This window comes from Myroides odoratus, from assembly GCF_001549985.1.
In the GTDB taxonomy this organism is placed as follows: Bacteria; Bacteroidota; Bacteroidia; order Flavobacteriales; family Flavobacteriaceae; genus Flavobacterium; species Flavobacterium odoratum_A.
This window is the reverse complement of sequence record NZ_LROZ01000023.1, coordinates 1-18680: the sequence shown is the minus strand read 5'-3', so window position 1 is coordinate 18680 and position 18680 is coordinate 1. Positions and strand designations below refer to the sequence as shown.

The 18680-nt window shown below is 37.2% G+C and carries 12 protein-coding genes; 5 read left to right on the top strand and 7 right to left on the bottom strand.

Features of this window, described 5'->3' with window-relative positions; all coding sequences use genetic code 11:
- Positions 1 to 189 precede the first annotated feature (189 nt).
- The 3 genes from menA to AWV75_RS16625 are packed head-to-tail and all read left to right on the top strand — an operon-like array spanning position 190 to position 2834.
- Positions 190 to 1101, top strand: a complete 912-nt coding sequence (gene menA, locus AWV75_RS16635) for a 1,4-dihydroxy-2-naphthoate octaprenyltransferase (protein WP_060875439.1) — start codon at positions 190 to 192, stop codon at positions 1099 to 1101.
- Positions 1102 to 1111: 10 nt separating this feature from the next.
- The gene (locus AWV75_RS16630; protein WP_060875438.1) at positions 1112 to 1798 is read left to right on the top strand and encodes a metal-dependent hydrolase; all 687 of its coding nucleotides are present in this window, start codon (positions 1112 to 1114) and stop codon (positions 1796 to 1798) included.
- A gap of 4 nt (positions 1799 to 1802) precedes the next feature.
- Positions 1803 to 2834, top strand: a complete 1032-nt coding sequence (locus AWV75_RS16625; RefSeq protein ID WP_060875437.1) for an o-succinylbenzoate synthase — start codon at positions 1803 to 1805, stop codon at positions 2832 to 2834.
- 100 nt (positions 2835 to 2934) lie between these two features.
- Here the strand turns inward: AWV75_RS16625 and AWV75_RS16620 are convergent, their stop codons facing one another.
- The 5 genes from AWV75_RS16620 to AWV75_RS16600 all read right to left on the bottom strand — a co-directional run bounded on the left by AWV75_RS16620 (position 2935) and on the right by AWV75_RS16600 (position 9984).
- The gene (locus AWV75_RS16620; RefSeq protein ID WP_060875436.1) at positions 2935 to 3804 is read right to left on the bottom strand and encodes a helix-turn-helix domain-containing protein; all 870 of its coding nucleotides are present in this window, start codon (positions 3802 to 3804) and stop codon (positions 2935 to 2937) included.
- Between the two features lie 248 nt (positions 3805 to 4052).
- A complete protein-coding gene (locus AWV75_RS16615) occupies positions 4053 to 5846 on the bottom strand; it encodes an acyl-CoA dehydrogenase family protein (RefSeq protein ID WP_060875435.1) in 1794 nt (597 codons plus the stop codon).
- Positions 5847 to 5875: 29 nt separating this feature from the next.
- Positions 5876 to 7057, bottom strand: coding sequence for an acetyl-CoA C-acyltransferase (locus tag AWV75_RS16610; RefSeq protein WP_060875434.1), 1182 nt, complete (start codon positions 7055 to 7057; stop codon positions 5876 to 5878).
- Positions 7058 to 7079: 22 nt separating this feature from the next.
- On the bottom strand, positions 7080 to 9485 hold the full coding sequence (locus tag AWV75_RS16605) for a 3-hydroxyacyl-CoA dehydrogenase/enoyl-CoA hydratase family protein (protein WP_060875433.1): 2406 nt from the start codon (positions 9483 to 9485) through the stop codon (positions 7080 to 7082).
- Between the two features lie 58 nt (positions 9486 to 9543).
- Positions 9544 to 9984 carry a MarR family winged helix-turn-helix transcriptional regulator gene (locus tag AWV75_RS16600; RefSeq protein WP_172462224.1) on the bottom strand — a complete coding sequence of 147 codons (441 nt, stop codon included), beginning with the start codon at positions 9982 to 9984 and terminating at the stop codon, positions 9544 to 9546.
- A 307-nt stretch (positions 9985 to 10291) separates the two neighbouring features.
- On the opposite strand from AWV75_RS16600, the gene AWV75_RS16595 reads away from it, so the two are divergent.
- Both AWV75_RS16595 and AWV75_RS16590 read left to right on the top strand, forming a co-directional pair.
- The gene (locus AWV75_RS16595; RefSeq protein ID WP_060875432.1) at positions 10292 to 11065 is read left to right on the top strand and encodes a GNAT family N-acetyltransferase; all 774 of its coding nucleotides are present in this window, start codon (positions 10292 to 10294) and stop codon (positions 11063 to 11065) included.
- Between the two features lie 348 nt (positions 11066 to 11413).
- On the top strand, positions 11414 to 12754 hold the full coding sequence (locus AWV75_RS16590) for a peptide-N-glycosidase F-related protein (protein ID WP_060875431.1): 1341 nt from the start codon (positions 11414 to 11416) through the stop codon (positions 12752 to 12754).
- 85 nt (positions 12755 to 12839) lie between these two features.
- Here the strand turns inward: AWV75_RS16590 and AWV75_RS16585 are convergent, their stop codons facing one another.
- Complete coding sequence (locus AWV75_RS16585; RefSeq protein ID WP_060875430.1) at positions 12840 to 14108, bottom strand: hypothetical protein; 1269 nt, start codon at positions 14106 to 14108, stop codon at positions 12840 to 12842.
- Between the two features lie 5 nt (positions 14109 to 14113).
- Positions 14114 to 18680 (bottom strand): PAAR-like protein (locus tag AWV75_RS16580; protein WP_060875429.1); only part of this gene is annotated, 4567 nt, incomplete at its 5' end.

Here is an 18680-nt window from a genome sequence, read left to right as displayed (position 1 = left end):
GTGAAGACTATTGTATTTCAGGGTTGGTCAGGATAATTTTAGACGAGTTTTTTTAAAAAAAATGGGATGCTGAAAAAGAGAAATAAAGGAGGTGTCAAAACTAAATACGAAGTTGTATTTACTTGGTTTTATCCTTAATTTTGCGCAAGTGGATAAATGAGGGTATTTGTCCGTTGAAAGCTTATATGTATGTCTAAAACAAAAACATGGGTTTCTGCTGCACGCTTGCGCACGTTACCTCTATCGATATCAGGAATTATTGTCGGAACTGCTTGTGCATTTCCTTACTATGCTAACCACGAAAATTTTTACCTTATCTTTTTCTTTGCTATCCTCACAACTTTATTATTTCAAATATTATCCAACTTTGCCAATGATTATGGAGATGGCGTAAAAGGAACGGATAACGAAAATAGACTAGGACCTCAACGTGCTTTACAAAGTGGTTTGTTGACAAAAGAGGAATTAAAAAGAGGAATCATTTTTACTGCAGGTTTATCTCTAGTTTCTGCCTTGATTTTAATTTATCTTTCTTTTGGGCGAGATCATTTTTTTACCTCTTTGTTCTTTTTTGTTTTGGGAATTAGCTGTGTGGCAGCAGCCATTAAATATACCGTGGGGCAGTCAGCTTATGGGTATCGAGGACTTGGAGATTTGTTTGTTTTTATTTTCTTTGGTTTAGTCAGTGTAATAGGAAGTTTTTACTTGTATGGACAAACGCTTAATCCTTGGATTATATTACCGGCTGTTGCAGTAGGGAATTTGAGTATCGCAGTATTGAATATTAATAATATGCGCGACTTAGATGCGGATAAATTGGTGGGAAAAAATACACTAGCAGTTAAATTAGGGCGTCAAAATGCCAAGTATTATCATTACTTCATTCTTGCATTTGCCTTAATTGCATTTGTTGTCTATGCGGTTTATAGTGCAAAACCTTTCATCAATTTTGTTTTTGTACTGGCTTATTTTCCTTTTGTGAAACACTTGGTCTTTGTTAAAAATAATACCAATCCTAGAGAACTAGATAGCCAAATGAAAATTGTAGCCTTAAGTACTTTTTTGGTTTCTGTACTTTTTTCCTTAGCTTTAATCTTATAAAATAAAAATTATGAAAATAACGTACTACGGACATGCCTGTTTAGGTATCCAGATTGAAGATATTTATGTGATGGTTGATCCTTTTATTACCGGCAATCCATTACCAGCAGCAAAGGAAATTAACGTCAATGATATAAAAGCGGATTATATTCTATTAACGCATGCACATGGAGATCACATTGCAGACGTGGAATTAATCGCGAAAAATAATCCAGAGGTTATTATTGTTTCTAATGCGGAGATTGCTGGGCATTATGAGGCTAAAGGATTTAATGCACATCCCATGAATCACGGAGGAAGTTGGCAATTTGATTTTGGCAAAGTAAAATATACACCAGCGATCCATTCTAGTTCTTTCCCTGACGGCAGTTATGGAGGACAACCAGGAGGATTTGTTATTGAGAGTAAAAATAAGAATGTCTATATCGCTGGTGATACGTCACTAACGATGGATATGAAATTAATTCCGATGTTTACTGCATTAGATTTAGCCATCCTACCTATTGGAAGTAATTTTACGATGGGAGTTGATGAAGCTGTAATTGCAGCAGATTTTGTGCAATGTGATAAAGTCTTAGGCTATCACTTTGATACATTTGGTTATATCGAAATTGACCATGAAGACGCAAAACGCAAATTCTTTGAAAAAGGAAAAGATTTAATGCTTTTATCTATCGGTGAGAGCTTAACCCTATAAAAGTATGAAAGCAACATATAGCAAGCATATTCTTCAATTTAAGAGACCTTCTGGAACATCTAGAGGTATTATGACAGAAAAGGAAACTTGGTTGCTTAAAATAGAGGAAAACGATAAAATCGGAATAGGAGAGTGCGGGATACTGCGCTCTCTTAGTTTTGATGATCGTCCCGACTATGAAGCCAAATTACAGTGGGTGGTGGAACATATCCATTTAGGACAAGAAAGGTTGTGGGAAGCATTGCGCGATTGGCCCTCTATTCAATTCGGAGTAGAGCAAGCCTTTTTATCTTTAGCAAGCACTAATCCTTTTGTTCTTTTTCCTTCTGCTTTTGTGGAAGGACATAAGGCTATTCCAATTAATGGTTTGATTTGGATGGGGGAAGAAACCTTTATGAAAGAGCAAATAGATGAAAAATTAGCGCAGGGATTTACGTGTGTAAAGTTAAAAATTGGCGCGATTGACTTTGAAGCAGAAGTGAATCTCTTGCACTACATCCGACAGCATTATAGCGTAAATCAGATTGAATTGAGAGTGGATGCCAATGGAGGGTTTACGGTAGCTGATGCTCCAGCCAAACTAAAACAATTGGCGCAACTGCAGATTCACAGCATAGAGCAACCCATCAAACAACATCAAATAAAGGAAATGGCGGCGCTGTGTCAAACAACGCCCTTGCCTATTGCTTTAGATGAGGAATTAATTGGCGTAACAACCTATGCGGATAAAGTTGCTTTGCTAACAGCGATTCGCCCACAGTATATTATTTTAAAACCCAGCTTAGTTGGTGGCTTTAAAGGAAGTCAAGAGTGGATTGATATCGCAGAACAATTACAAATTCAGTGGTGGATTACTTCTGCACTAGAAAGCAATATTGGACTGAATGCAATTGCACAATGGACGTTTACCTTGCATAATCCAATGCCACAAGGATTGGGAACTGGGGCTTTGTATACCAATAATTTTGAAGCTCCACTAGAGGTCAAAGACGGTCAACTGTGGTACAACCCAGCAATAGAATGGGGAGACTTATAGTTAACGGTTTACGGTTTATAGTTTACGGTTTATAGTTTACGGTTTATAGTTAACGGTTTATTCTTCCCGTTCACCGTCAACCGTAAACTGTCAACTAACCTTATCTTCGTCTAAATTCATCGGGTGCGATGCCAATGTGCTTCTTAAAGAACCTGGAGAAGTACGAATTATCTTTAAAATTCAATTGATAAGCAATTTCGCTAGCGGATAAGCTAGTATGCAGGAGTAGTCGTTTGCATTCAATTAAGATGCGATCGCGAATCATATCTCCAGCGGATTTTTGCTTTACTTTCTGGCACATCGCATTTAAGTAGTTGGGAGTGACCAGCAATACCTTGGCGTATTCTTTTGGAAAGCGATATTCATAAAAGTGTTTATCAATCAAGGACTCAAATGATTTAATCAATTCGTTGGATTTTACAGAATTGAGACTAGTCAACGATGTTTGATCTATTTCTTTTTTACACAAGAGCAATATTTCTAAAAGGTAGGTTCGAATTAAATTAATGTATTCACCATCTTCAGTTTCATATTCTTTCAGTATACGTTCTATCGCAATCAATAAGGTGTCTTTTAACTCATCTCCTAAGGTTACAAGATGATGGCTAGTAAATCGCTTAAAGAACGGAAGATCGTGAACAAACAGGTGGTCAGAAACGAATTGGGTAATAAAACTAGGTGTAAAACTTAATAAATAACCTTGTGTAGAGGCATTGTAGCTCCAGCGGTATTGTTGCCAGGTATTTATAAAAATAATATCCCCAGCTTTGACTTCGTAAGCTTGTAAGTCGATATATTGAATTCCTGTTCCCGCTGTGATGAGGATAATTTGAAAAAAGTTATTCTTTTGCATGGGGATGGTATAACTATTTTCGAGCCGTAAGGCGTGTTGCAACTTCATGGCGATAAACTCTCTTCTCTCTCCTCTGATATCAGATAATACCAGTTTATTTAAATTCCCATTATACATTTTATCTATTTTAAATCATAAGATAAAGATAGATTTATTGTTTATAAAAAATGATTTTATTATTTATTTTAGTATTTTTTTATAAAAACAATACGGAATGAAGGATAATGATGTGAATTGTTTGTTTGATTACTATAAGTGTAAAGTATTTTTAAATGCATATTATACTAAATCAAAAAGACCGCCCTTTCGATTGAACGAAAGAAGCGGCCTTTTTTTTAACAAACTAAACCAATCGTTTGTTTTCGTTAGAAAACATATTCGTTAGCCTCTATTGCTTTTTTAGCAATAGATTCGCGTAATGCATTTACATTAGGTAGATTTACATATTTTGTAAATCTTCTTAGTCCCATTAACATGATGCGTTGTTCATCTCCTTCTGCAAAAGAAGCAATACCTTCTTTTCCTTTTTGAGCCACAATGTCAACAGCATGGTATAAATATAATTGAGCCATCGCGATTTCCTCTTTGATGTTTTGCTCTCCTTTGCTTTTTGCTAATTTTTCAGTTCTTAGAATTGCACTTTCTGCCATGTAGATTTCAATCATCATATCAGCAGCAGCCATCATTAACGCTTGGTGTTTTTCTAAATCAGGACCAAATTTTTGAACTGCACTACCAGCAACCATTAAAAAGGCTTTTTTAAGCTTTTCAATCATTTCTTTTTCTTCTGTAAACAGTTCTGAATAATCTGGTGTATCAAAACTTGGAATACTCATCAATTCATCCGCAACTTGCATAGCAGGAGTAAGTAAATCCACATGACCTTTCATTGCTTTTTTGATTAACATCCCAACAGCTAACATGCGGTTGATTTCATTTGTCCCTTCGTAAATACGAGAAATACGAGCATCTCTCCAAGCGCTTTCCATCGGAGTATCTTCAGAGAATCCCATTCCACCAAAAATTTGAATTCCTTCATCTGTACAAGCTTGTACATCTTCAGAAACAGCTACTTTTAGGATTGAACATTCAATAGCAAATTCTTCTACGCCTTTTAGCTCTGCTTCTTGGTGTGTATTTCCTTCTTCAATACGTTGATTGATACGCTTTTCAATACTACCAGCAGCACGATATGAAGCAGATTCTCCTACATAAGCATTTGTTACCATTTCAGCAATTTTTGTGCGGATAGCACCAAAAGAAGAAATAGGTACTTTGAACTGGATGCGTTCATTTGCATATTTAATTGCTTCTGTAATTAAGCGACGTTGAGAATCTAAACAAGCAGCAGCTAGTTTGATACGCCCCACGTTCAGGGCATTCATTGCAATTTTAAACCCATTTCCACGCTCAGAAAGCATATTTTCAACAGGTACTTTCGTGTTAGTAAAGAATACCTGACGAGTAGAAGAGGCTCTAATTCCCAATTTGTGTTCTTCCTCACCAAGAGAAATTCCATTAGATGGATCATGCTCTACAATGAATCCAGTAATATTTTTGTCGTCTTCAATACGAGCGAATACGATAAATAAATTACAGAATCCAGCATTGGAAATCCACATTTTTTGTCCTGTGATGTTGTAGTACTTACCATCTTCAGATAATACCGCTTTTGTTTTACCTGAGTTTGCATCAGAACCAGCATCTGGTTCCGTTAGACAGTAGGCTCCAAACCACTCACCACTAGCTAATTTAGGAACGTATTTTTTCTTTTGTTCTTCATTTCCATAGAGTGTAATAGGCATTGTTCCAATTCCTGTATGCGCTCCAAAAGCAGTAGAGAAAGAACCTGTTGCTCCTGATATATAATCACAAACAAGCATAGTGGATACAAATCCCATTTCCAAACCTCCGTAAGCTTCAGGAACAGCAACCCCTAAAAGGCCTAGTTCCCCAGCTTTTTGCATGCATTCTTTAGTGAAAGCATAATCTTTATTTTCAAAGCGATTTTTGTTTGGCCATATCTCTTTATCGATAAATTCCTTTACCGAATCACGCATCATGAGTTGCTCTTCTGAGAAATCTTCTGGAGTAAAGATATGCTCACTTTTTGTTTCTTTTATTAAGTATTGACCTCCTCTTGTTATAGCTGTATTCATGGTTAATTTTTTTTATGGTTAATAGTAGATTATAGCAATTCGTAAATTCCAGCAGCTCCTTGACCAGTTCCCACACACATGGTTACCATACCATATTTAGAGCCTCTGCGTTTCATTTCATCAAATAGTTGAACAGATAATTTTGCTCCTGTACATCCTAGGGGATGTCCTAGGGCAATTGCTCCACCATTGACATTAACGATATCAGGATTAATTCCCAATTCTCTAATAACAGCTAGCGATTGAGAAGCAAAAGCCTCATTTAATTCAATTAAATCAATGTCTTTTAATTGTAATCCAGCTTGCTTCAGTGCTTTAGGAATAGCTTTAATTGGACCAATTCCCATAATTCGCGGTTCAACACCAGCTGCAGCATAATTGACCATGCGCGCAATAGGTTCGATATTAAGCTCTTTGACCATTTCTTCCGACATGACCATTACAAAAGCTGCACCATCACTCATTTGAGATGAGTTTCCTGCTGTAACCGATCCATCAGCAGCAAATACAGGTCTCAATTTAGACAAAGCCTCAACAGAAGTTCCCATACGAGGTCCTTCATCTTGTGTAACCGTGTATGATTTGCTTTCTCTTTTTCCCTTTTCGTTGACAAAAACCTCGTCTACAGTGATCGGTACAATTTGATCTGCAAATTTTCCATCAGCAATAGCTTTTAAGGCTTTCATATGCGATTGGTAAGCGAATTCATCTTGATCGGCTCGAGATACTTTATAGTCATTGGCTACTGCTTCAGCAGTAAGTCCCATTCCCCAGTAATAATCTTCATGTCCCGCTTTTGCTACTCCATAATCTGGAGAGGGTTTATATCCTCCCATAGGAATATAACTCATGCTTTCTGCTCCACCAGCAATAATACAATCAGCCATTCCGGCTTGTATTTTTGCAACGGCCATTCCAATGGTTTCAATACCAGAAGCACAGTATCGGTTTACGGTAACCCCAGGTACATCATCTACTTTTAATCCCATCAAGGAGATTAAACGCCCCATATTAAGCCCTTGTTCAGCTTCGGGCATTGCATTTCCTACCATGACATCATCAATGCGTGTTTTGTCAAATTCAGGAAGTGCATTCATTAAGTATTCTATGGTTTCTGCTGCTAACTCATCGGGTCTTTTAAATCGAAAAACACCGCGAGGAGCTTTACCTACAGCTGTTCTATATCCTTTTACTATATATGCAGTTTTCATGTTTCTGTAATTAGTTGGTTAATTAGTTTCTCAAAGGTTTACCTGTTTTAAGCATGTGTTGAATACGCTCTAACGTTTTGCGTTCTCCACATAGCGATAGGAAAGCCTCTCTTTCTAAGTCAAGTAAGTACTGTTCAGAGACCAAAGTAGCCTCAGATAAATCTCCCCCAGCCATCACATAAGCAAGTTTATTTGCAATTTTGTGATCGTGTTCTGAAATATACTTTCCTGCCATCATGCTGTCTGTTCCTACATAGAACATACCCAATGCTTGACGACCTAATACTTTGATATCTTTTCGTTTCACAGGCTGTGTATATCCTGCTTGAGCCATAACTAACGCTTCGCGTTTGGCTTGTGCGATTTGCAAATCTTTGTTTACGACTACGATATCTTTCCCTCGTTGTAGAATATTATAATCAAAAGCTTCTTCAGCAGATGTAGCAACCTTAGCCATTCCAATGGTTAAGAAATGCTCTTGCAAGGTATTTAATTCCACATCGTTTTTGCGGTATAAATCAGAAGCGCGAAGGGTCATTTCTTTTGAACCACCACCACCTGGGATTAATCCTACACCAAACTCAACTAAACCAATATAGGTTTCTGCAGCAGCAACGACTTTGTCCGCATGTAAGCTCAACTCACATCCACCGCCAAAGGTCATACCATGTGGTGCAGCAACTATAGGAATAGCAGAATAACGCATTTTCATCATAGTATCTTGGAACATTTTGATAGCGATGTTCAATTCATCCCAGTCTTGTTCAGCAGCCATCATGAAAATCATCATTAAATTTGCTCCAACAGAGAAATTTGAACCTTGATTTCCAACAACTAAACCATCAAAATCTTGTTCTGCAATCTCAACAGCTTTATTTAATCCAGCTAAAACACCACCACCGATTGTATTCATTTTAGAGTGGAACTCTAAGTTTACGATACCATCACCTAAGTCGAGTAGGGTAGCTTCACTGTTGCCCCATACTTTATTAGTATTGCGAATGTTATTTAGAATGATAAATGCATCCTGTCCTGGAATTGCATCAAAAGTTTGCGTTTGTTGATTGTAAAATAGCTTTTTGCTATTTTCAATTTTATAAAAACTTGTAGCACCCGTAGCGGCTAAATCTTTTACCCATTGAGCAACTTGATAGCCTTCTTTTTCCACTAATTCAATTCCCTTTTGTAAACCGAGTACATCCCAAGTTTCAAATGGACCATACTTCCAAGCATATCCTGTTCGCATGGCATCATCGATAGAGAATAAGGTATCTGTGATTTCAGGAACGCGTTGTGAAACATACGCAAATAAAGAAGCAAAATGCTTGCGAATTAAGGTTCCTGCCTTTCCTGGATCAGCTAATAGTACAGACCATTTTGCCTTTGTACCTCCAGCTTGATTTGCCGTTTCAATAGCTTCAATCTTAGCACGCTCTAAAGGTCGGTAACTTAAGGTGTTTAAATCCAAAGCAAAACGATTCGTTTTCCCTTCTTTATCTACTTCTTTATAGTAGAATCCTTTGTTGGTTTTATCTCCTAAGAATTTATTTTCAAGTAAGAAATTCAAGGCTTGATTGTCTTTTACTTCTTGAATCATCGTGTCATCCGGACAGTTTTGTTTTAATCCTAGTGTTACGTTAATCGCCGTATCTAGACCAACCAAATCTCCTAATTTAAAGGTTCCTGTTTTTGGACGACCAAGGAAAGCCCCTGTTAAGGTATCAGCTTCTTCAATTGTTAGTCCAATTTCTTGTGTAAGTTGCATCACCATAGCCATAGAGTATACTCCAATTCTATTTCCGATGAAACCAGGTGTATCCTTACATAAAACGGGTGTTTTACCTAAGTAGATACGAGCGTAGTTTTGGAAAAATGAAATGACTTCAGCAGACGTATGAGGTCCAGGAATAATTTCAAATAAAGGTAAATAGCGCGGTGGATTGAAGAAGTGTGTACCGCAAAAATGCTGTTGAAAATCGGCTGAGCGCCCTTCAACGAGCAGTTTCATAGGAATTCCAGATGTATTAGAAGTAATTAAAGTGCCTGGTTTTCTGTATTTTTCGATATTTTCAAAAACAGATTTTTTAATATCTAATCGTTCAATAACAACTTCGATAATCCAATCTACTTCTTTGATTTTCGATAAATCATCCTCAAGATTTCCTACTGTAATACGATCTGCAAAGCGAGGCGTATAAATAGGAGCGGGTTTTGATTTTAGTGCATTTGTCAAATGAGTTTGTGCAATTTTATTTCGAACTACACGATCATTTAAGGTTAACCCCTTTTTCTCTTCCTCTGGAGTTAAAGCATTGGGAACAATATCCATTAACAATACCTCAACACCAATATTGGCAAAATGGCATGCAATAGCTGATCCCATAACACCTGAACCAATTACAGCCACTTTTTTAATTCGTCTTTTCATATGTTTATATAATTCCTATGGTTAATACTTATTCTATATATTCTATTGTTTTATTGGGTTACTTTTTCGTATCAAATATGGCTTTATCCGCAATCAGTTGATTTACCGTTTCTGTAACTGCAATGAAATTAGCGATTTGCTCCTCTGTAAGATGTTTTCGTATCGCCTCGTTGAACCGCTTGACCTTTTCTTTGGAAAGCTCTCTTTTCTCAAGACCTAGAGGAGTAAGTTTTATGATAACCCCTCGACCATCGTGAGGGTTTTTTTCTCTTGTGATTAATCCTTTTTCCTCCATTTTCTTTAATGTACGAGTTAAACTCGTCGCTTCCATTCCCATATTAGGGCCTAATAGAGTAGAAGGTGTACCATTCTTATCAATACTCAACAGAGCAAAAGCTAAAGACATGGTGGCGTCGTATTTGGCAGCTTCTTCGTTGTACATCCTAGCTACGGCCTGCCAAGTTGCTCTTAAAGTATAGTCTATTGTTTTGTCCTTCATTTCAAGTTGGTTAAACTCAAATATAAGAAAAAAATAATATGCACGCATACTATTAGGTGGATTTTTTTTAAAAGGAGCCATCTTAGTGCTTTAAAAAGAATGCCTAAAGTATTTAAGTTCTTCTAAATTAGTGAATTATTTTAATATAGAAAAAGATAATGCTTTAAGCTTTAGTTAAGAAAAATAGAAAAGAGGGAAGTGCTTGCGTTAGGGGATAAAAGAAGGAAATGAGTGATGAATTTGAGAAGAAAGAGTATCTTTGGCTCGTTAAATTTAAATCGGAGTAGTAATACGCAATTTTAAAATCATGGACAGAGATACAAGCCACTTTTCTTTTATACGAACATCGAAAACTTATTTACCACAATATGATGTATTATTAGAAAAAGTGGATGCTTTTAGTGTATGGCCTGAATTTATACTTCAGGATAAAGTAAACATCAAGTATTGGGAAGATTTATATGTAGAGTTTCCTTTGTATCAATTTTTCCTGATGGACAAACAAGAAGTCGTAGGAAATGGAAATTGTGTCCCATTGAGTTTAACAGCAGAAGAAATAGAACATCTTCCAGCAGAAGGATGGGATTGGGCATTGGAACGTGCTTTTTTGGATAAACAAGCAGGAAAGAAACCCAATACCTTATGTGCTTTGCAAATCGGGGTGAATCCTGTTTATCAAGGACAGGGGATTAGTGGTTTACTGGTGCGTTTCATGAAAGCGATTGCTAAAGAGCAAGGGTTTGAACATTTTATTTTGCCTATTCGCCCTAATTTAAAGCATCAATATCCACTTCAGTCCATGGAAGAGTATAGTAGATGGACGAATGAAGAAGGATGGCCTTTTGATCCGTGGATTCGCACCCATTGCAAAAATGGAGCTACTATTGTCAGTGTATGTGCTAAAGCCATGCATGTAGAAGGCAGTATCCAAGAATGGGAGCATTGGACGAACCGATCATTCCAAAGCTCAGGTACCTATGTGATTGATTTTGCTTTGAATCCCATTGAAATTGATTTAGAACAAAAAATAGGACGTTATATAGAGCCCAATGTCTGGATGAAATATACCTTAGAGGAATAGCACCTAAATAAGATAAGTAAAAAGCCCACAAGAAGCCCATCGCTTTTGTGGGCTTTTTGCTGGATGAAATTCAAGTAAAGTGGGAAGTTCAATAGAACAGATAAATGGGGTGTAAAATTTGGTTATTTGTTTATTTTAGTATAATTTTAAGTTAATTGCTTAGAGGGGTGATTTTATTTTGATAGGAACGTTGCTTTTTGTTTGATTTTTCATTTGTTTTTGGCTTAAAATGTTGAAATAGTAGGGGTGAAGAACGGAAGCTGAGAGCGGGAAATGACACGTTGACTAGGAGGTAAACCCCGAAGTAAGGAGGATTAAACAGGAACAAATCTATTAATTTATACAGTAATGAAAAAAAAACTACCCTTGCTGAGCTTGGTGGCTACTTGTTTATTTGGTCACTTTGGTTTTGCACAAGAGAATACCCGTACAACTACAATTTTTGATAAAATTGTTTTTTACGATGGTTATGCAGCGACCTCAGAAGAAGCTGTTCCGCCAGGTGTTGTGCGATTGAACAATGCCCTTTATGCTAAAAAGATGACCAACGAAGAGCGTCAGGCAATTCTGTCTACTATGGAAGTAGAGGTAACCATCGGAGCTCTTTGTGATAATTACGATCGTATTGGTGGTGTTTTTCTTTCTTTGGTTCCTCAAGGGCAACCGATGACAGATCAAAATAAAAAAACCATAGAAATTGGCCGTTTTATAACTCCTTTTATGAATAAAAACCGCCAACCGACAGAAGTACCTTATGTTTTTGATTTGCAACATTTGGTTCCGATGTTTAAAGATCAATCTTTTGCAGCTTATGATTTCTGGATTGAATTCAATGTATTTGGTGTGCCCTATGCAGCTAATAATGAGGTTTCAGGATGTGCAGGTAGAAGTGATGTATTCGAAGGAACATTGAAAATAAAATCACAAGATACCGGAAATGCCTATGATACGTTCTTTTTACTGCCTTTGGCTAGTAGAGATTCTTTTAATAATTACAACGCAACAGATGTTGCAGGTACAACAACAAAAATTTACCAGTTTACGTTAGATGATGCGATTCGTGAATCGTATTTCCATTTGATTACGTCTAATCACGGCGCAAACCAAGGAGGAGAGGAGTATGTTCGTCGTACACATCAAGTGTATTTGGATGGAGATTTGATTGAAACGTACAAACCTGGCGGAAAATCATGTGAACCGTATCGCCAATATAATACTCAGGGCAATGGTATTTATGGCTCGCGACCGAGAACGGAAGCAGATTGGACCAGTTGGAATAACTGGTGTCCTGGCGATGTAATTCCCAATCGAATTTTCAAAATAGCAAACCTGCAAAAGGGAACACATGAGTTTAAAGTTACGGTTCCTGATGCCCGTTTTGTAGATGGTCAGGGGGATTTTCCCTTGTCTCTTTTCTTTTTTGCAAAGGGAATTAACGGCGTATTAGCGACAGAAAAGTTTGAAAAAGTAAGCTATCAGATTTATCCAAATCCTACCTCTGACGTTGTTGCGATTCATTCACCAGAAGAAGTGAAGGTCGTAACCGTTTATGATATGAGTGGTAGTAAGGTATTAGAGACTAATAATACAGCAACTATTGATTGCAAAGCACTGCCTTCAGGAACGTATCTTTTTTCTATTGCATTTGCTAATGGAATCAAAACAACAGAGAAAATAGTTAAGAAATAGGAACAAGCCTTCCTTTATATCACAGTAAACTACAACGCTCTTTTTTAATATTAAAATAGAGCGTTGTAGTATATTTGGTCATGATTTACCACCAACCGTTGGTTCTATCTATAATATTTAGTACTTCTTCCATATCTTCTCCAAAGTAATTATGCTCTTCTGCCACTTTAGCTAATTCAGGATAATTTAGTGTTAATCCAATAAACATATAGGGCGCTGGTAGTTTTTCACTCGGGGGGAGATGTAACTCCAAAAGAGAAGTATACACCCAAATCATGGCACGCTCTTCAGGGGTATAGTACGGCTCTCGTTGGGTAAAGTAATTGTCTACTTCGCTGTAATCAGCAGCATATTCGTTGGCCACATACGGTGTTGTCATTTGAATAAAATAGTAATCCAAAGGCACACGAATATAGGCTTCATCTTCTTTGGCTAATTCTACAGCAGCAGCTAACATTTTTTTCTTGACAATCAGCTTTCCATCAAACCCACGAGAAAAAAACAAACGATCATACATGCGGTAATCCCAACCCTCGCGTGAAAGCTTGCTCATTTTTTTGTATTCATCCATGCATTTGATTTGAATTCTTTTGTAAACATCTGGATAATTTGGAGGGAAATCTTCATAGCCAATATCAACAAGGTCTGAAGGTAAATAATCATAGGCATCATTCAATGCTGTCTTGCTATTATAAAATATATAGTTATTATAACTTATAGCAAGTGAATTACTCCAATAAATATTGTATTCCTCTCTATAATCATCTACTTCTGCACTAACTATACCATTAATAGTATCTATTTCTGTTAGAAATCTTCTTTTTAAATCAAAAATGAAAGTATTATCAGCAAAATCTAATGTTGGAACCCTTTGTCGGTATTCTGGTAAATAAATCTTTGAGCATAAAATTAGAAAATCTCCTTTGCGAACAATTCTTGGATTATCAGCATAGTCTGCATAAATATCAACGTTAAATATTTTTTTTATTTGCTTTGAAAAAACTTCTTCACTAGGAAATCGAAAACCTCTAGATTTTAACGCTTCGTAATAAAGATCATTGGTTAGATTAATTTCTTCCATAGTGAGATAATCTTCAGTAGAATCTTTTTTTTCGATTCTACTAAATGCCTTCCAAAGCATAGCTATTTTTTCTTGATTTTTTTTTGTTCTCATTTCCAAAACTTCTCTAACATCTGGTTCAGTATCATCTATGTATTTGGGTTTATTATACCAATGTATTTTTTCTTTTTTGTTATTTTGTTGTTCATCAATTTGTTGTTCTTTCTCTTTTAGATCTCTTTTACAAGTAAGTAAACTAAATCCCATAAATAAAAATAATAGTATTCTTTTCATAACTTTTATAACCTTTTATTGTATCCTCTAGGACGAAAATATCCCTTCCATCCATCGTGTGTTTGCAATGCTTTTCCTTCTGATTGATAATAAGCTAATCGAGTTTTATTGCTATATTGTTTTCGATCTTTTTTTGTGATTTTTTTATACCCTAATTGCTTTAGATAGGACTCATCATCTTGGCTACCACTTTTGCCTATAGCTTCTAATATGGTAACTATTTTCGTGACTTGATTATATGCATATACAATACCCGTATGCCCTTCTCCGTTATGTCTCCACACGAATATATCCCCTCGTTCTGGAATAAAATCTGCTTTTTCACTTCCTATAACATGTTCAATATTGGTATTACCGATAGCCTTTTGAAAATCTTTTTCTGTAGTCATCACACCGGTATGTAATTGTATGGGTTCTTGAACGACGCCTAAATGGTAGAGATACAAGGCTACAACTTCAGAACAATCAACTTCAAAAATATCGTCGTACTTTATTCCTTTCCGAGAGCCTCGTTGACTATAGGTCCATCCTTCCTCTACATATCGTTTCATCATTTCCAATACGCCATCTCCATAATCAGGAAAGTAAGTAAAGGTGCAGTTGCTGGTTTCAAATAGCATAGAAGTTTCAGTATTGAAGACTTTTTTCTTTTCATCCCAAGCGACATCAACACCAATAAAAGGAGATATTTTATCCGTATGTTCCTCTCCATTTGATCGATGATTTAATACTACATTTTTCCAATGTGCCATAGAAAACGCCGTAATGAGATAAGGATTAGAATCTAAAAGAGCAACAATTTCATCTGCTTCTTCTTGAACATTCAATTGCAATCCTTTAAATGCAGGATGATCCTTGATGTGATCATACGCATCACTATGATTGGCTCTACCTGTAATTTGACAAAGCCCTCTACCTTTAAATCGCCATCCTTCTCCTGAGATATCTTTCTTATTACCCAATCGATCATCATAGACAAAATTGGCAATTAGCTGTTCTTTTTCTCTGTTTGCTCCATTGGTAGCTATTCGAATCTTTTCATATGTATTATACACTGCTTCAGATTTAAATACTCTATTGTCTTCGTCTTTGAATAAGGCTTGAGGATCCCTCTCAGAAACCCATTTGTTTTTTATTTTTTTTCCTTTAAAAAAAACAGAACAAAATACATCCAAGAAATATCTCCTTTTAGCTGCTGTACTGAAGTCGTAAGCAAAGGATTCTCCTTTTTTGATATTTATTTTTCGACCTGATTCTACAACCGCTTGTGCAAAAAAATGCGCTTTATTCCAACAAGTATTCATTTCAAAAACCGTCATATAATCAGTATAGGCTTTTGCAATGGCTTCCAGGACAGCTGCATCTGATCCTGGAAATATCTGGAGCAATTGGGCGCTTGTTACAGGAGCCTTACATCTTGGACAATCGGAATGGGAATCAGGTACAACCTCCTTTTTATCCTGCGGTCTACGCTCCACGACAATTGGTATACTGTGTTCCTTAAAAGTTTGGCTAAACACAAATTTTTCAACCAGTTTAAGCTGATGCAGGTAGAGGTAGCCCAATTTATTGTCCTTGTGATAGGTCGCTAGGCGAAGAAGATTTTCTTTCGCTCGTTTTTGAGCCTCTGTACGAGGCAATCCTTCTTCTATTTCCGGTTGAAAGGGCTGCATCAGTAAGTGATCATTAGCTCGATTTCGCTCATATCCTTTAGGAAATAATACCTCCACAGCTGTTTTCTTTACGGTATATGGGTTTTGGTTATACAACGGTCCTTTGGTTTTGGCTTCATAGCTAATTCCTAAATAAAACACACGAGGGGTACTTGCCAATCCCTTGTCTTTTTTATGAGTATTCCCTTTGTAGATCAATTCATCCCCCGTATCTAAGGGATGATAAATTGTATGTTGCCCTTTGGGAAAAGCAAGAGAAAATGAGGTAGCCTTTCGATCTTTAAATTCCAACTTTAAAAAGCTTTGATTGGTATTTTCATATAGGGTTACCGTCAAGGTATCAGGTAAGATTTCATCCTGATCATAGCGCCCCAGTATGCGTACTACTTCAATTTCAATGGGTTCTTTGTACAGTATGGGGCGAATCAAACGGCGGTGATTAGCCGTGTTAAAATAGGCTTCAATACGGTATTTCTTCAGAATATACGCATAAGTATTCACCGTATCCACTGGAAAAACATGACCAAAAAGGGCTTCCTTTTTATCGAATAATTCCCTTTTGACATTCGATAGTCCAATTTCTTCTGAAAGGGTAAAAAAGATCGCGTATTCTTCCCCTTGACCTTCTGGAACCTGACAAGCGAAAGTCTTCCAAAAATCAGAGAAGCTTTTTACCACATGCGTACCTTTCCCTTGGCTGTCAAAATCAACCGTATCGCGAAACAATTCTAATACATCTCGTTCTCGATTGCGAGAATCATACCAATAACAAATTGTCGCTGATTGATCCTCAAAACCTGTAATTTCCAATGCAATAGCAAAGTCTTCATTGAAACTTAAAGTAGGCTGATGTTGATCCAACGCATTGACAAATTCCCAGCGGTTCACTTTTCCTTCTATACACTCAATTTCATGAGTATACGTTTGGTTATTGAATAGCACCTCCAAGCGGTACAAACCAACTTCTTCCAATTGAAGATCCAGCGTAGCTAGGTTAGACTGCAATACAATACCCTCGGTTTGGGTGTGAATAGGATAGATTTCAATCGCTTCTAAGGATTGATTGGCAAGCGTATCTGCTGATTCAGTTGCTTGCAGTTCCTTCAAATCGCGCTGAATGGCTTGTTGAAGTTTTGGATTGGCATAATACATAGACAAGTCAAAACCCGCCTGCTTTTTAGGCCCTTTGACATAAGTTAGCATATAGCGTATTTCACCGTCAACATTGGCGTGAATAATAGAAGCTGGTTGATTTTCTTTTTCAGGGAACACATAGTGAAGCAATCGTTGAAACACATTTGGTTGGTGTAACTCATGAGCTTCCACATATACATCTGCTGTTGGAGATTGATACCCTAAAGTTGTTTCCAAAGTAAGCGTCACAATAGCTTGACGGTAAACTCGATAAACTTGGTTTTGAGTCTTTTGAACAGTTGTCGAAGAGGCATGGCTTGGGCTTAGTGTCAACTGTTCGAGTTGATTAGCCATGACTTGAATGGTTTGTGTCGCTTTGTCTTTTCCTGTCCAAAAATTGCCATATACACACGCAATAACATAGGTACCTTCCGCAGTAAAATCTAGAGTCACTGTTGTATGACGTATAAAATGCTGTTGAAATTGCTTACTACCTGGAGATTGTATCAACCATTTAACCTGTGTTGGATTGATAGTTTGCTTGTTTTGAAGCTCAGCTGTAAATGTAATCCGACTACCAAAGCGAATCCGTTCTACCTGTGGAGAAATCGAGAGTACTGCATTGGCGTATATCTGAAAATATTGAGGCGGGATTGCAAAGCTGCGCTTTGAATTTTCCCAAACCTCCACTTGATAGGTATGGGTATTGGTGCAGGTATACACTGCTTGAATGACAGTACCGACTTGAGTAAATGGATGCTTACCTGCTGAGCAGAAAACAACAGCGGTTTGGGTATGTGAATCTCCTTCTTTTACGCGAACTTTGATTCGCAGTTGATCGACTCGTTCCTGTGACAAGCGAATGGTACTATGCAGTGTAATCTTTACTTGATCTCCAACAACGCGCGTTAATGTTGGGGGTTGATTCAATTCCAACAAGGTAAGAACGGCCTGATTGACCACTTCGATATAGTAGTAAAAAGTGCCGTAATATGTTTTTGTCGCCTCTTCTTTTGGCGTTCGTGCAGCAGATATAAGATAAACACCCGTCTGAGTAGGTTCCCAGCTAAAAGCACGATGGGTGGTGGGATGTGCTTGGTAATTGACGTTTTCTGCCGTTGTTTGAACGTGAAAAGTCTGACCCGTTTTTCCTGCTTCGAAAAGGCTCGAATCACCACAAGACTGTGTGACGCTCCAGCTGATGTACTGCTTGTCTTCTCCTAAAGGTGTACTCGCTCTAAATATCATTTCTTCTCCAAGGCCCACACGCAAAGCACGAGGATTTTCTGGACTAAGCGCACCCCAATGGAGTTCGTCTAAATTCACTAACGTTATACTATCGACATTGGAAACATAGCGGAGCGTTTGAAGACTACTAGCTTCACCAACTTTTTCTTCAATTAAATCATCACAAGTGTTTTCTTCTTCTGCTGTTTCTGTTTCTTGTTGCTCTTGGTCTTCCTCCGCCGTAATAACTTGACCATGGTGATGAATGGAGATTATACCGCCTATTACACATTGTAGCGTACCTGTTTCAGTTAAGATATCCCGTTCTCCAAGAGAAGGAAAATGCGCATTGGCTTCGACCTTCCAAAAACCAAGAGGTTGATACAGACAGCTTTTATCGTACCCTTTTTTGTGCTTACACGTTTTAAAAGGAGAAGGTCCTTCGACAAATTGAGTGTCTTCAATAGTCGCAATGAGTTTATCAACCGCATTCGCATAATACTTTTTATGCGTACTAATCCGCAATTCAGGAAAAAGT